General features: G+C 56.5%; 10 protein-coding genes and 1 pseudogene. 3 read left to right on the top strand and 8 right to left on the bottom strand.

Going from position 1 to position 14,241, the window contains the following annotated elements:
* Window positions 1–384: 384 nt before the first annotated feature.
* The 3 genes from HBO09_RS15065 to HBO09_RS15075 are packed head-to-tail and all read left to right on the top strand — an operon-like array spanning window position 385 to window position 5,289.
* Window positions 385–1,743 carry a TolC family outer membrane protein gene (locus tag HBO09_RS15065; RefSeq protein ID WP_169993355.1) on the top strand — a complete coding sequence of 453 codons (1,359 nt, stop codon included), beginning with the start codon at window positions 385–387 and terminating at the stop codon, window positions 1,741–1,743.
* Window positions 1,744–1,763: 20 nt separating this feature from the next.
* On the top strand, window positions 1,764–3,923 hold the full coding sequence (locus HBO09_RS15070; RefSeq protein ID WP_169993357.1) for a type I secretion system permease/ATPase: 2,160 nt from the start codon (window positions 1,764–1,766) through the stop codon (window positions 3,921–3,923).
* 10 nt (window positions 3,924–3,933) lie between these two features.
* Window positions 3,934–5,289, top strand: coding sequence for an HlyD family type I secretion periplasmic adaptor subunit (locus tag HBO09_RS15075; RefSeq protein ID WP_169993359.1), 1,356 nt, complete (start codon window positions 3,934–3,936; stop codon window positions 5,287–5,289).
* A 115-nt stretch (window positions 5,290–5,404) separates the two neighbouring features.
* Here the strand turns inward: HBO09_RS15075 and HBO09_RS15080 are convergent.
* The 8 genes and pseudogenes from HBO09_RS15080 to HBO09_RS15115 all read right to left on the bottom strand — a co-directional run.
* Window positions 5,405–5,704, bottom strand: a pseudogene (locus HBO09_RS15080) (transposase); the annotation flags it as partial.
* Window positions 5,705–5,737: 33 nt separating this feature from the next.
* Window positions 5,738–6,820: a DNA polymerase IV gene (gene dinB, locus HBO09_RS15085; protein ID WP_169993363.1), complete on the bottom strand. Its 1,083-nt coding sequence runs from the start codon at window positions 6,818–6,820 to the stop codon at window positions 5,738–5,740.
* Between the two features lie 23 nt (window positions 6,821–6,843).
* Window positions 6,844–8,976, bottom strand: coding sequence for an ornithine decarboxylase (locus HBO09_RS15090; protein ID WP_262381235.1), 2,133 nt, complete (start codon window positions 8,974–8,976; stop codon window positions 6,844–6,846).
* A complete protein-coding gene (locus HBO09_RS15095) occupies window positions 8,951–10,165 on the bottom strand; it encodes an MFS transporter (protein WP_169993365.1) in 1,215 nt (404 codons plus the stop codon). The genes HBO09_RS15090 and HBO09_RS15095 overlap by 26 nt, the downstream gene beginning before the upstream one ends.
* Window positions 10,166–10,187: 22 nt before the next feature.
* Window positions 10,188–11,594 (bottom strand): radical SAM protein, encoded by a 1,407-nt coding sequence (locus tag HBO09_RS15100; RefSeq protein WP_169993367.1) that lies wholly within the window; start codon window positions 11,592–11,594, stop codon window positions 10,188–10,190.
* Window positions 11,578–11,967, bottom strand: coding sequence for an adenosylmethionine decarboxylase (speD, locus tag HBO09_RS15105; RefSeq protein ID WP_169993369.1), 390 nt, complete (start codon window positions 11,965–11,967; stop codon window positions 11,578–11,580). The genes HBO09_RS15100 and speD overlap by 17 nt, the downstream gene beginning before the upstream one ends.
* Window positions 11,968–12,612: 645 nt before the next feature.
* Complete coding sequence (locus HBO09_RS15110) at window positions 12,613–13,218, bottom strand: DTW domain-containing protein (RefSeq protein WP_169993371.1); 606 nt, start codon at window positions 13,216–13,218, stop codon at window positions 12,613–12,615.
* A gap of 8 nt (window positions 13,219–13,226) precedes the next feature.
* Window positions 13,227–14,114: a LysR family transcriptional regulator gene (locus HBO09_RS15115; protein ID WP_169993373.1), complete on the bottom strand. Its 888-nt coding sequence runs from the start codon at window positions 14,112–14,114 to the stop codon at window positions 13,227–13,229.
* Between the last annotated feature and the right edge of the window lie 127 nt (window positions 14,115–14,241).

The following is a 14,241-nucleotide window of genomic DNA, read 5'->3' on the forward strand; positions in this document are numbered from 1 at the left end:
GCACAAAACTGATTCAAATCAGCCGCCAACCCGCGCTTCGACCCGCCTGCAGAGAGCCTTCCAAGGGAACAAGTGACAAAAAACCGTCACCCATAAATTCCCTTTTTTCCGCTACCCCATCATCCGCTTGCACTTGCGATTGAACTTTCCTAGAGCCTGAAAATGCGCCGAAGCGCACATAACTCAAGGCTTGTGCTTTGAACAATGTCTTGCTTCACGCAGAACGCATAAGTTTTTTTGGAGATAAACGTTATGAAAAATTCTTCTTAGGTCTTCCTGCAAATGTTCTTAGCTCTGTTGTTACAAGCCTGAGACGGTTTGCCCCCTAAATTCGTCAAATAAATGGCGACAGACCAGCAGCACTGAGACACAGGAGATGTACCCATGCGCGTCTTTACCCCCCTCTGCAGCGCCATTCTGATCGCCATGGCATGCGCCAATACCCAAGCGATGTCGCTGACCCAAGCGATCCAAAGCACGCTGGACACTCACCCGGAACTCAATGCCAGTCGTAACAGCCGGCTGTCGGCCGATGAAGATGTGAAAGTCGCCAAGGGCGGCTTCTATCCCAGCCTCGACCTGAATGCCGGCTATGGCCGCGGCTACAGCGACAGCAGCACCACCCGCGCCCGTGGCGGCAACCACCACACCGAGACCGACAACTACACCCAGTCGGAACTGCGTCTGCGCCAGATGCTGTTCGACGGCTTCAACACCTCCAACGAAGTGCAACGCACCGGGGCGGTGGTCAACTCCCGCGCCTATTACACCCGTGGCACTGCCGAAAGCCTGGCCCTGCGCACCGTCGAGGTGTACCTGGAAGTGCTCAAGCGCCGCGACCTGCTGACACTGGCCAAGAACAACCTGCAGGCGCACCTGCGGGTCACCGACCAGATCGGCCTGCGCACCGAACGCGGTATCGGCAGCACCGCCGACCGCGACCAGTCCACCGCCCGTCGGGCCCTGGCGGACAACAACTACCAGACCGCACTGGTCGATCTGCAGGACGCTGAATCGAACTTCTACAGCGTGGTCGGACGCATGCCGGACGAACTGGAAAGCCCGGCCTCGATCAAGGGCGAGTTGCCCGCCGACCAACTCGGCGCCCGGCGCAGCATGCTGGAGAACAACCCTTACCTGAAATCCGCCCAGTCCGATGTGATGGCCGCCGAGAGCCAGTACGAAGTGGCGAAGTCGCCGTTCTACCCACGCTTCGATGCCGAGGCGGCAGTGGGCGCCAATAACAATGTGCAGGGCGACCTGGGCCACGACAACGAATGGCGAGTGGGGGTGGTGATGAACTACAACCTGTTCCGTGGCGGCAGCGACAAGGCCCGCCTGGCGTCGGACTCGCACAAGATCAATCAGGCCATGGACATCCGCAACAACGCCCTGCGCATGCTCAACGAGAACCTCAACCTGGCCTGGCACGCCATGGACAACGCCCGCATCCAGACCCCCACCGCCCGCGAATACGCCGAAACCACCCAACGGGTACGTGCGGCCTATCAGGACCAGTTCGGCCTTGGCCAACGCACCCTGCTGGACCTGCTGGACAGTGAAAACGAGCTGTACAACGCCAACCGGCGCTACACCGAAGTGCGCTACACCGAAGAGTTCTCCATGTACCGCGTGCTGGCCAACATGGGCGAGTTGCTGAACAAGGAGCGCGTGGTGGTACCGGCCGAAGCCATTGCCCAGTCGGAAGTCAGAAGCGAAGCCCACTTGCCTGACCTGAAGTAGCCAACGTGGAGCAGATCGCCGTGAGCCAGATGGAACCGCTGAACCCGGGTGTCGACCCGCGCCAGAGCTTTGATGACCCGTTGCTCGACGGCCTGCTGATCCTGTGCAAGCTGCATGGCTGTACCGTCAGCCGCGCCAGCCTGAGCGCCGGCCTGCCCTTGGCGCAACAACGCCTGAGCCTGGACTTGCTGCCACGGGCAGCGGCCCGGGCCAGCTTGCAGGCGCGGGTGTTGCGCCGGGACTTAAAGGCAATCTCGGCGCTGAACCTGCCGGTGCTGCTGCTGCTCAACGAAGGCCGCTGCGCGGTGCTGCGCCGCTGGGGCGAGGATGGCCAGGCACTGATCCTGCCCAGCGAAGCCGAAGGCGGCGAGCAGTGGGTCAGCCGCGAGGAGCTTGAGTCAGCCTACAGCGGCCAGGCCCTGTTCGCCCGGCCACGGCACGAAATCGAAGACCTGCGCGCACCGCTGGTGCCGCGGGTCGAGGCGTGGTTTCGCGACACCCTGAAGCTGTCGCGCTGGCTGTACAGCGATGCGATTCTCGCCAGTTTGCTGATCAACCTGTTGGGCCTGATGGTGCCGCTGTTCGTCATGCAGACCTACGACCGCGTGGTACCGAACCAGGCCACCTCGACCTTGTGGGTGCTGGTGATCGGGCTGCTGATCGGCACGGGGTTCGAGCTGGTGCTGCGGGTGGTGCGCGCCCATTTGCTGGACACTGCTGGCAAAAAGACCGACGTGATTCTTTCCGCGACCCTGTTCGAGCGCATCACCGGCATGTCGATGAAGGCGCGTCCCGCCACCATCGGCGGTTTCGCCCAGAGCATCCATGACTTCCAGGGCCTGCGCGAATTCCTGACCGCCGTGACCCTCACCAGTCTGATCGACCTGCCCTTCGCGGTGCTGATGCTGGTGGTGATCGGCCTGCTCGGCGGCTGGCTGGTGATCATCCCTTTGTGTGCGTTCCCGCTGACCATCGGCTTTGCGATGCTGATCCAGGCACGCCTGCGCGACACCGTGCAAAAAAGCCTGAGCCTGGGCGCCGAACGCCAGGCGCTGTTGATCGAAACCCTCGGTGGCCTGGAAACCCTCAAGGCCTGCAGCGCCGAAAGCGAGCGCCAGCACCAGTGGGAAAGCACCCATGGCGCCCTCACCCGCCTCGATAGCCATGCGCGCAACCTCTCGGCGCTGGCCACCAATGGCACGCTGTTCATCCAACAGTTTTCCGGGATGGCAACCATTGTCGCCGGGGTCTACAGCATCATCGCCGGCAACCTCAGTGTCGGCGCACTGGTGGCCACCTACATGCTTGGCAGCCGGGTATTGGCGCCGCTGGGGCAGATTGCCGGGTTGATCACCCGCTACCAGCAAGCGCAATTGACCATGCGCAGCACCGACGCGCTGATGGCCCTGCCCCAGGAGCGCGACCCACAACAGCGTCCCCTGGAACGCACGCAACTGAGTGGCGCCCTGGAAGTCAGCCAAGTGACCTTCCGCTACGCCGGGCAGAACGCACCAGCCCTGAACCAGGTCAGCTTCCAGCTCAAGGCCGGCGAACGCGTGGGGATTATCGGGCGCAGCGGCTCGGGCAAAAGTACCCTGGGCCGGCTGGTGATGGGTTTTTACACGCCAGAAGAAGGCCAATTGCTGCTCGATGGTCTCGACCTGCGGCAACTGGATGTGGCCGACCTGCGCCAGCAAGTGGGCTATGTGGCCCATGACCTGCCGCTGCTGGCTGGCAGCCTGCGCGATAACCTGACCTTGGGCGCGCGCTACATCAGCGATGGGCGGATGCTCGAAGTGGCCGAGCTGACCGGCGTCAGCGAACTGGCCCGGCAACATCCACAAGGCTTCGACCGACCGGTGGGCGAGCGCGGGCAGTTGTTGTCCGGCGGCCAGCGCCAGGCGGTGTTGCTGGCCCGCGCGCTGCTGCTCGACCCGCCAATCCTGTTGCTGGACGAACCCACTAGCGCCATGGACAACAGCAGCGAAGAAACCCTGCGCCAGCGCCTGGATTTGTGGGTCAAGGGCAAGACGTTGCTTCTGGTCACGCACCGCACCTCGATGCTCAGTCTGGTCGACCGCCTGATCGTGCTGGACAACGGCCGCATCGTGGCCGACGGCCCCAAAGAAAGTGTGATCGATGCATTGCGCAAGGGCCGTGTCGGCTCGGCCGCCGTCTAGGAGCCCCACCATGTCAGCCACCCCCTCGTCACCGGGCTACTTCAAGAGTTTTGGCAAAACCGCCGACAGCGAATTCATGCCTGAACTGGCGGGTGCTGCGCTGCAGGACTCGCCGCGCCGTTCACGGATTATCGTATGGCTCACCGCCGGCCTGATCATCTGCGCCCTGCTGTGGGCCAACTTTGCCGTGCTCGATGAAGTGACCATGGGCGAAGGCAAGGCCATCCCGTCGAGCAAAGTGCAGGTGATCCAGAACCTGGAGGGCGGCATCGTCACCCAGATCTACGTGCGCGAAGGACAGATGGTGGACAAGGGCGACAAGCTGCTGCAACTGGATGACACGCGCTTTCGCTCGAACAAGGGCGAAAGCGAAGTCGACCGTTATGCCCTCACCGCCCAGGTCGAACGCCTGTCCGCCGAGGCCGAGGGACGGCCGTTCAAACTGTCCGATGAAGTGATCGCCAAAGCCCCGCAAGTGGCCGAGGACGAACGCTCGTTGTTCGAACAACGCCAGCGGCGCTTGAGCAGCGAACAGCGGACCTTGAGCGAACAACTGCGGCAGAAAACCCAGGAGCTGGCGGAGTTCCGCTCCAAGCAGGGCCAATTCAGCTCCAGCCTGGCGCTGCTGCAGCAAGAGATGAACATGTCGGCGCCCCTGGTGGGCACCGGCGCGGTATCGCCCGTGGAAATCCTGCGCCTCAAACGCAGCGCCGTGGAGATCCGCGGCTCATTGAATGCCACCACCCTGGCGATCCCCCGGGCGGAGTCGGCGATCAATGAGATCAAGAGCAAAATCGACGAATCGGTGCAGACCTTCCGCTCGGAAGCGGCCAAGGAACTCAACGAAAAACGCACCGACCTGTCAAAAATCACCGCCACCAGCATCGCCATCGATGACCGCGTCAGCCGCACCACCGTGGTCTCCCCCGTGCACGGGGTGATCAAACAACTGAAGGTCAACACCATCGGTGGCGTGGTCCAACCGGGCAGCGACATGGTGGAAATCGTACCGTTGGAAGACAACCTGCTGATCGAGGCCAAAGTGCGGCCCCAGGACGTAGCCTTCCTGCACCCGGGACAGAAGGCGATGGTCAAGTTCAGTGCCTATGACTACACGATCTACGGCGGGCTGGCAGCGAAACTGGAACTGATCGGCGCCGATACGATTACCGACGACAAGGGCAACAGCTTCTACCTGATCCAGGTGCGCACCGATAAGAATCATTTGGGCGGGGAGAAAAAACCATTGCTGATCATCCCGGGGATGGTGGCAACGGTGGACATTATTACCGGGGAGAAAAGCGTGCTGGATTACTTGCTCAAGCCGGTGTTGAAGGCGAGGACGGAGGCGATGCGCGAGCGTTGAGCGTTAATGTGTCAGCGTCACACGACACTGCGTTATCAGCGTTGCCCTGTTTGCGCTGGGCGGCACACAAGGCTCAGGCATTTTGATGTGCCAACTGCTCTCGAAACAGTGCGGGGTTGAGTGTCCAGGTTTCCATATCAATCATCTCCCCCTCATTCACTCCAGTGCACAGGCGATCCAAAATCTGCTCCAGCGTGCCGTCGTCACGCCAATCCCGATAGCGTTGATACACCGTCGACCATGCTCCGAACCGCTCCGGTAGATCACGCCAGGCTGCGCCGGAGCAAACGATCCAAAGTACACCATTGAGCATCAGGCGATCGTCATGACGCGGTCTACCCGTTTTTTGCGTTGTCGACATCAGGTCCATGATTGAATTCCACGCGCAATTGGGAAGTTCATAGCGCCTAACCATTTAAGACTCCTTCTACTTAGGTTAATAACTTGGCTACCAGGGAAACGCCATTTGAATATCGTCCTGAACCTTTCGCCGGACTTTTACCGAAAGCCCGATCAATCGAACGGACCTGCCTTCACGACGGGTATCCCAGAGCAGTCGACAGAGAGACTGAACGGTGTGCGTACACAGGCTGTTGGCCGACGCCTCTGTAGTTGAAATCGAAAAATCGGAAAACTTGAGCTTTACTAAATTTTTGGTGATGAGGTAATCATCTCCCATGTCTGCAATACGCTCCCTCAAGCCTTGCGACAATCGCTCCAACTCCTCCAGGCAATCGCACAACGCATCGCAGTCAGAGGGCAGTGTTCTTTCAATGCCGACAGACTTGATATCACTGCCCCCCTCATCCGCCTCTTCGATTCCCTGGCACCGCTCCCACACGTAAAACCCATGCACGCCGAGATAGCGCATCAATGCCGGAATTTTGTCCTCGGTAACGTCTTTGCACTGGCGGCAACCCAGGTTTTCCAGCACCGCGTAGGTCTTGGGGCCGACGCCAGGAATTTTACGAACATCCAGCTCGTCGAGAAATCCACGCACCTGACTCGGCGTAATGACGAACATTCCATTGGGCTTTTGTATTTCCGAAGCAATCTTGGCCAAGTATTTCAACGGCGCCACTCCAGCAGAGGCCGTCAGGCCGAGTTCCTGCTGGACCGTGGCGCGAATGTGCGCGGCTATATGGGTGGCGGACCCGTTGAAGCATGTTTGCCCAGTCACTTCGAGAGCCGCTTCGTCGAGTGACTGAAACTCTACTTTGTCGGTATATCGCCGGAAGATCTCGTCGAGCTTTCGCGTGATAGCTTCATATGCCTCGAAGCGCGTTGGCAGTAGTACCAAATCCGGGCACAAACGATGTGCCGTGGCGGTGGCCATGCCGCTTTTGACGCCAAACTTTCTTGCGATGTAATTCGCTGTACTGATCACTCCACGTTCTGCCGCCGTCCCCCCTACGGCGACTGGGCAATGACTTAAATGGGGCGCGTCGAGAAGCTCAACAGAGACAAAAAAAGAGTCCATGTCGATATAAATGAACTTTCGCTCGCTCGCGCCTGCTGTAGTACCCGCCATTGACTGTCCTGTGCGCATTGATATCAAACAGTTAGGTCATCCAGTACATGGACCTGAAGGGCCAAAGTACCGTCATCATGTTGTCCGTAGTGCACCCCTTGGATATGAGGCGCAAGGTCGGGATAGAGATTGGCCAAGGCTTGCACGGCCAGCAGGTACCCAACCAACGCCGAATTCCAGCACTCCCCGGGAGCGATGCACATAACCCCTGGCGGATAAGGAATGACCCCTTCAGCAGCCACACAACCAACGGCATCTGCGATGTCGATCAGCCTGGACCGTCCGCGTACGAAGGCTTGGTTTGCCGCATACGGCGTCAACACGGCCTGCGTCGCTGCCACAGAGCTGAATATGTTGGATTGGAGCTCCTGGATCTGATGCTGCTGGAACAGGTGGTTGATGACGCAGCACAACTCGCGCAAGGAAATGTTTGCGTAACCCTGCCCGCTGCTCGCAAGCGACGGCAACACGTCGCTGACCCAATCACCTTGCGCCAGCGCCCGCTCCAGTTGCTCCAGCGTGTGCATCAGCCGGGTCAACTGCGTTGCGTCGGAAGAAGGCGACACCAGCAGGGTGAAGTTGTAGAAATCGGATTTTTCCGGCGTGAAGTTCATCTCTCTGAGGTAGCAAGTGACGATGCTTGCAGGAATCGAAACGTACCCGCCGGCAATCGCGTCCTCATTCGCACGCGTAGTGAACATGACCTTGCAGGGGTCCAGGTAATGCAGGCCGCGTTCGATTGGGTTAGCGTCGCGACTGACGGGGCAAAATTCCTGCGTATAGACCTGAGAAGCAAGATCGTAGGATGGCGTCCGGTTGCCGTAGTACGGCTTGATAACCGTGCAGTGCTGATCGACCTGGCGTCTGAACTCATTGGCCATTGAGACAGCGCCACTCCATAGCCGTTGACCGTGGCCATCGGCATGAATAGCCGCATTGACCTCCAAGGACATGAACAACGGATAAAACGGGCTGGTAGAAGAGTGCAACATGAAAGCGCTATTGAACACGCGGCTGGAGCAATAGCGCTGCTGGGACTGGATATGCCTGTCCTTTTTATGGATCTGCGAGGTTTGTGAAAAACCGGACATTTGCTTGTGGACAGACTGCGTCACAATGATACCCGGGGCGTCCGGCAGTAACGGGATGTGCAATGGCGATCGGTGGGCAAGCAGATCGACAAACGGTTCGTAGCCTAACCATGCGCAATCAAAGAGCACGTAATCGCACAGGTGACCGATTCGTTCCAACAGTGCACCGGCATCCACGACAACACCGTCGCAAGTGGCGTGTTGCACGATTGCCAGGCGAAACGGCCTTGCCTGCCTCGCCTTCGCCTCATCTATTTTGCTCGCCCGGGCTCTGAGCTGATCCTCGTGCAAGGCGCCTTTTCGGTAGCCGCCCAGTACGCCGCAGTCATCGCGAAAATTATCGAGATACACCGCACGCGCGCCACTTTGAACCAGAGCTCCCAAATACACCGATTTGTGATTGTTCCGATCCATCAGTACAAGGTCGCCCTCGGTAAGCAAGGCACTGGTGACAATCTTGTTGGCGGTCGAGGTGCCATTGAGGACAAAGTAGGTTTCGTCGGCATTAAATACCTTGGCTGCGAGTTCCTCAGCCTGCTTGATCGGCCCTTCATGACTGAGCACATCGCCCAGCTCGGGCGCAGCGTGGGGCACATCCACACTGAAAACCTCTGCTCCGACCAACTGTTTGAAACGCACTCCGGCAGGGTGCAGATCCAGACATTGCCCGCCTTGATGCCCTGGGCAGGCAAACGTAGGTCGTTTCTTTGACACAAACTGCGCGATTGCCGAACTGAATGCTGGTAGAGCCCTCGATTCGAAGTCTCTGGCGGCATCAATGATGCGATTAGCGGCACGCTCCGATAATGGCGCCTGTAGCAAAGTCGGCTGCAGTTTGGCTAGTGCGGCAGAGCACTGCGCTTGCCCGTCGTGATGTATCACAAACAACGGAATCTGCCATTTTTCCACGCAGTCGATTACGCGCGCTATCGATGCATCTTCCACGCTCAAAACCAGCGCGCCAGCCCCCAGCAAATCATGGCTCCCTGCGAAAGCTGCAACCACCACCCCAGGCCGCTCCTCAAGATGGACGGTTGCGCTACAAACGATCCTTATCTGCATCATCTCTTCTCAGGCTCCAACCCAAGGGTGCAACACACAGCATGAACGTCATGCCAATAAAAGTAGCCGGCCCCACGATGAGAAACATAAGGCACGCGATAAGCCCTGACATAGCGTCGCCAATGACCGCCGTGAAGTAGTACAAGGAAAAGTTCTTACCCACTTCCTGTGGATTCGACAGGCATTGAATATTGGTAATAATTGCAATATCGACGAACGCACCAATAAAACCCACGCACAGTAATAACAAAACGAATAAGTACGTATTGAATTGCAAGGCGATAGCCGTGGACAAAAAAAGCACGCCATACAACAACCAATAGACAATGACTGAACGCGCCGTGGTCGTCGCATTGAACTTCACATACAACATACCGCCCATCACCGTACCCAGGGCAAGCAGGGAATAAATGTAACCAACAGCCGCTTCCGACTGAAAATGCTCGATAACGGCAGCCGGCAATATAAAACGTATTACTGAAGTGGCAAACATCGCACACAACGTAGTGCAACAGATGACCGTAAAGAGTGGCTTGTTGAATTTTCGCAGACTGCCAACGCTGCGTGTCGCTTCTTTGAAAATAGCCAGTATATTGAAAGACTCTTGTGTAGTTCTTGCAGACGACAGCAACATCAACATACAAGCGGCCGACACCAACAAACTTACCGCGAAAAATGCAAACGCATAGCTTGGCGCAAGAACAATTGCAATAAGAGAAAATATAAGCGGACCGATGATCGAAGAGATGTCTTCAATGACCTGCACCCCACTATTGACAGCAGGCAAGTCATCGTTATGCACAATATCGGGAAAGTAAGCACGAAACGTAGGTGTATACAGACAGTCAAGTGCCGTCATGAGCATGGAGGCAACGATGACCATCGCCACCGTCGGTTGCGAGTACTCGAACATCACGAACATCGCAACTGCCAAGGCGCACTTCATTAATTCAACAACTACCAGCGTAGACTTTTTTTCAACGTTATCCGCCAGCCAGCCGCCTACGGGAGAAAACAATGCACTGGGTAAGTAACGAAAAAAGTAGACCAAGCCCATCAGTAGAATATCGGCATCGGTCAACGTTACAACGGCTACAGCAAACGCCGTCTCGAAAGCAAACTCACCGCATTTCGAGAAAAAAAAAGCGATCGAGAGCCGTTGGGTTCCATGATTGAGTGTAAGTGCGCGCATATCCACTGCCTACCAAGTGGTTCTAACCTGCAGAATAAATCAACTCATCCCGAGTGATATCTCTTCCGTCGGCACTAAGCTTCTCAAACACTATTTTTTTCAAGATATTTTGTTCACTTTCTGGAATTAAGTAAAACATAATGTTGCTGTACCACAGCCAGCCCAGTTTGCTCAGCTCAAAGCTTGTCGGGGATTCAGTGATAAGGTCCGCTTCCACTAGTTCCTGCAGACGCGCCAGGAGTCCTTGAGGTAGCCGGCTCATCGCCACCTTGGATTTGTCGATTTCTCCGTGATAGGGAAGACGCAGCACAACCGGCTTGACCAGATCCAACACCGGGGCATGCTGGCTGACCTGACAGACATAATCACCAGCGCTCATTTTGGCGATATATTGTTCGCGCAACGAGGTGTTGGTAATCACGTTTTCCGCTACAGAGGAGATAGCGCCCACGCCAAAACCCAGCAGGTCGTGGTCGGCATAGCCGTAAACGTGCTCATGGTAGATAAATGAGTAATCTGGGGTAATCAACGTCGGTTGCGCACTGGTTCGCCGCACATAGCCATGCCCGTTGTAAGGCAGGTAGCCCTTCTGTCGCATGTGCTCATCAATCATCAGTTTCATGTTCAATTTACGCATTGCCGGGAAAACTTCAGCAGTACGTTCTTTGATTTGCTTGTGGAGTTTTACTGAAGTGACGACGTTGTTGATCGGATAAATGTCTATGTTGCTAAGACCCAACTCAACGGCTTTGTCGATATCTGCCAGCGTCTGAGCCTCATTGCTTCCGTTCATACCGTACATGATGTCGCACAGGACGTGCTCAAACGTGGGCACCAACAGATCGGCTGCGCGCTCGATTTCGGCAATATCCTCATTGAGATTGAACAGTTTGCGCCAAGTAGGATCAATCGTCTGTAAACCAAAGCGCGCATGCGTAACGCCAATGTCAGCCAATGCAACATTGCGTTCACGCGTAACACTGGTGATATTGAACTCGAAAGAGAATTCCTCAACCGTCGACATGTCGAAAAATCGATGCAAGGCCTCACCGATATCATTGATATTCTGTGGTGAGAGTAGCGAAGGCGTACCGCCTCCGAAGAATATCGCCCTGACCGGAACTGCTTTAAAGTCCATCAGCCGTGATTTATATTCGATTTCCTTTATCAACGCCTTTGTATAACGATCAATATCCTCTGCATTTTTGTACAACCCCCGAGTAAACGGACAAAAAGAGCAGATAGCCTCGCAAAATGGAATATGAAAATATAATGCGCGCGACTTCGCTTTGGCATTGGCTCCATTCAGCAAGTTGGACAACTGCGTTTCGCTCGGGCGAAAGACGTTCATGGACTGCGAGGGAAAAAAGAAATTGTACAGTGGAAACTGATAATCGAATTTAATCAATCCATTATTGACAAGTTTCATTTTCCACCTCTGTAGTAACAACCACATTGCTGCCACGAAGCAACGTACGGCTTTTGACTTTTACATCTCCACCAAAAAAACCGCGAATCCCTTCATTGATTGACAGGTTATTCGAGCCGCACGTATAGATGTCGATGCTAATGTAATGACTTTCTGGATAGGTGTGATAGGAAAGGTGAGATTCGGAAAGTAGATAGAGACCTGTCACCCCCTCGCCGCCGGCATTGAATTTGTGGGTCAAATGATCTAGTACAGTAAAACGTGAACGCTGCAAAGTACTGAGGAAGAAATCATGCAGTGCCGGCGCATCTTTCAACAAGCGCGCATCTGCACCTGTGATATCCCAAATCGTATGATAACCAAAGTCGTCCATACGAACATTGCTCCTATCCTTGGGCATGAAATACTTCAAATAAAGAGAAGGGGAGATTAACTCCCCTTCCCCCCTTTTGCACTTACCAGAGGCAAACACCTTTGGTAGTAACGCCAGTCACTTCAGTTTGAAACAGGTCGATTGCAGATTTCATGATACGTTCCTTGTTCAAGTTTAAGTGTTGCCCGCCGTTACGGGGCAACTTAAAATTAGCAGGAAACTTTTACTAAAAAAGTCTGAAAAATGTAAAAATTTTTTTCAGACAAGACAAATCTTATACTTTTTTAAATATTTCCAAACATGTCATCCCGGCAACTTGCCAACTACAGCCGCACACTAAAACTGAATCTAGCTCCAAATCCTCCACCAGTGCTGGCGCTCGCCGCCTCTGGGTGTAGTCATTCAAGGGGGAAGCCCCCTCCTGCAAGGGCTATCAAGTAGACTTTTCGTACAAGAGCAGGCCTAAAATCATGCAAAAAAAAGTAGGCGTTCTCCTCATTATTTCGACATTGCTTTACTCACGTAACTGACCTGAAGTCAGCGTCCAATGCCTCTGCTTCAACACGGATCAGGCTCAAAATGCGCTAAATGCAGCGACCCTCAAGACCTCGACTGGAGCAGCCCACCCCACTGCTCCTGACTCCGTTAGACAGAACTCGTATCCCCGTGATTCCTGCGGTAGATATGTTCGCCCATCGCCGCAATCTGCCCCTCGATCAACGCCTCAAACGGCCGCAACAACGGCTCGAATGACTGCGGCGCCTCTAGCACCTGCAGCGCCTGCACAATCGCCTCCACCGTCGACAACGCCCCCGGCCCCGGTGCCTTGCGCAACCGATAACGGGACACCGCGCCCGCAGCCAGCGTCACCCGTGGCAACGCCGCCAGCAGCGGGTTGAGGTGCAGCAACTTGCGCGCCTTGCGCCAGGTGCCGTCGGGCACCACCAGCAGCAACGGTTCGTCGGATGGGCTGTAGGCCTGCAGCGGCTGCGCATCCTCGGCGGGAAACAACAGCCGCGCCTGGTAGCCAGGCGGATTGAGCAAGTTCTGCAAGTCCTCGAATACTTCACCCACCACCAGTTGTGCATTCACCAGGCCCAACGCGGCCAGACGCGCGGTATTGAGTGCGTGGTTGACCTCGCTGGGATGTTGCAACAGCAGCACCCGGGTGCGGCTGTCCAGGTTCGGAATCAGCGCGCACAGGCAGTGAGTGGTCGGCCGCAGGCAGCGGGGGCATTGGGGTCTGGACATATTCAGGCCTAATTGAGCTGTGCTTTGAGTAAATCGCGGAAGGTCTGGATCAACGGCTCGCGGCTGCGCCCACGGCGCATGATCAACGAAAACGGTGCCTGGTAGCCAAAAGTCGCAGGCAGCAGCACCCGCAAATCGCCCTTGTCGGCCCAGGCTTGGGCGTAGTGTTCGGGCAAGTAGCCGATGTAAGCGCCGGACAGCACCAGGATTAGCTGCGCTTCCATACTTTCCACCGTCGCGGCGCTATGTTTGAAGCCATGGCGCGCCAGTTCCGCCTGGCTCCAATAACCGCGCCCGACCATGCGTTGCTGGGTAATCACCTGTTCCGGGATGCGCCGCTCGCTGAACAGTGGATGCCGCGAACTGCAGTAAAGCCAATGCTGTTCGCGGTACAACGGCATGTACATCAACCCACTCATGCGGTTGGAGAAGGCGCCGATGGCCAGGTCCAGGCGATTGTCCTGGACCCCGAGTTGCAGCTCGTAGGGGCTCATGACCGACAAATGCAAATGCACCGCCGGGTGCTCAAGGCTGTAGGCGCCGATGACTTCGGCGAACGGCAGGGCCTTGTCGCTGACGGTGGAGTCGAGCACGCCCAGTTTGAGCGTGCCGCGCAACTCGCCCTTGAGCGCCGCGGCGTATTGCTCGAAGCCCTCCAACTCGGCCAGCAGGCGCAAGGTTTCCTGGTGAAACAGCTCGCCCTTGCTGGTCAGGCTGAAACCGCCACGCCCGCGATGGCACAGCACCAGGCCCAACGCGCCTTCCAGCTGGCTCATATAGGTGCTGATGGCGGACGTCGACAAGTTGAGCTCGTGCTGGGCATTGGCAAACCCTTGGTGGCGCACGACGCTGACGAAGATGCGCAGCAGTTTCAGGTCGGGCAAGGCGCTGGCCATGGAACCTCCAGGCAAAAAATCGGCTGACAGGCCCATTCCCTGTAGGAGCGAGCTTGCTCGCGAAAAACCTGAGAGCGCCGCGTACATTCTAAATGCCCGCGTCATCGTTAACGTTTTTCGCGAGCAA

This window comes from Pseudomonas sp. WS 5027 (assembly GCF_012985695.1).
Taxonomy (GTDB): Bacteria; Pseudomonadota; Gammaproteobacteria; order Pseudomonadales; family Pseudomonadaceae; genus Aquipseudomonas; species Aquipseudomonas hygromyciniae.

Coding starts and splice junctions, on each gene's coding strand:
- HBO09_RS15090 (WP_262381235.1), bottom strand. CDS start 8,976: ATGATGCAGATAAGGATCGTTTGTAGCGCAACCGTCCATCTTGAGGAG.
- dinB (WP_169993363.1), bottom strand. CDS start 6,820: ATGGCGGGTACTACAGCAGGCGCGAGCGAGCGAAAGTTCATTTATATC.
- HBO09_RS15110 (WP_169993371.1), bottom strand. CDS start 13,218: ATGTCCAGACCCCAATGCCCCCGCTGCCTGCGGCCGACCACTCACTGC.
- HBO09_RS15065 (WP_169993355.1), top strand. CDS start 385: ATGCGCGTCTTTACCCCCCTCTGCAGCGCCATTCTGATCGCCATGGCA.
- HBO09_RS15100 (WP_169993367.1), bottom strand. CDS start 11,594: ATGAAACTTGTCAATAATGGATTGATTAAATTCGATTATCAGTTTCCA.
- HBO09_RS15115 (WP_169993373.1), bottom strand. CDS start 14,114: ATGGCCAGCGCCTTGCCCGACCTGAAACTGCTGCGCATCTTCGTCAGC.
- HBO09_RS15095 (WP_169993365.1), bottom strand. CDS start 10,165: ATGCGCGCACTTACACTCAATCATGGAACCCAACGGCTCTCGATCGCT.
- speD (WP_169993369.1), bottom strand. CDS start 11,967: ATGGACGACTTTGGTTATCATACGATTTGGGATATCACAGGTGCAGAT.
- HBO09_RS15075 (WP_169993359.1), top strand. CDS start 3,934: ATGTCAGCCACCCCCTCGTCACCGGGCTACTTCAAGAGTTTTGGCAAA.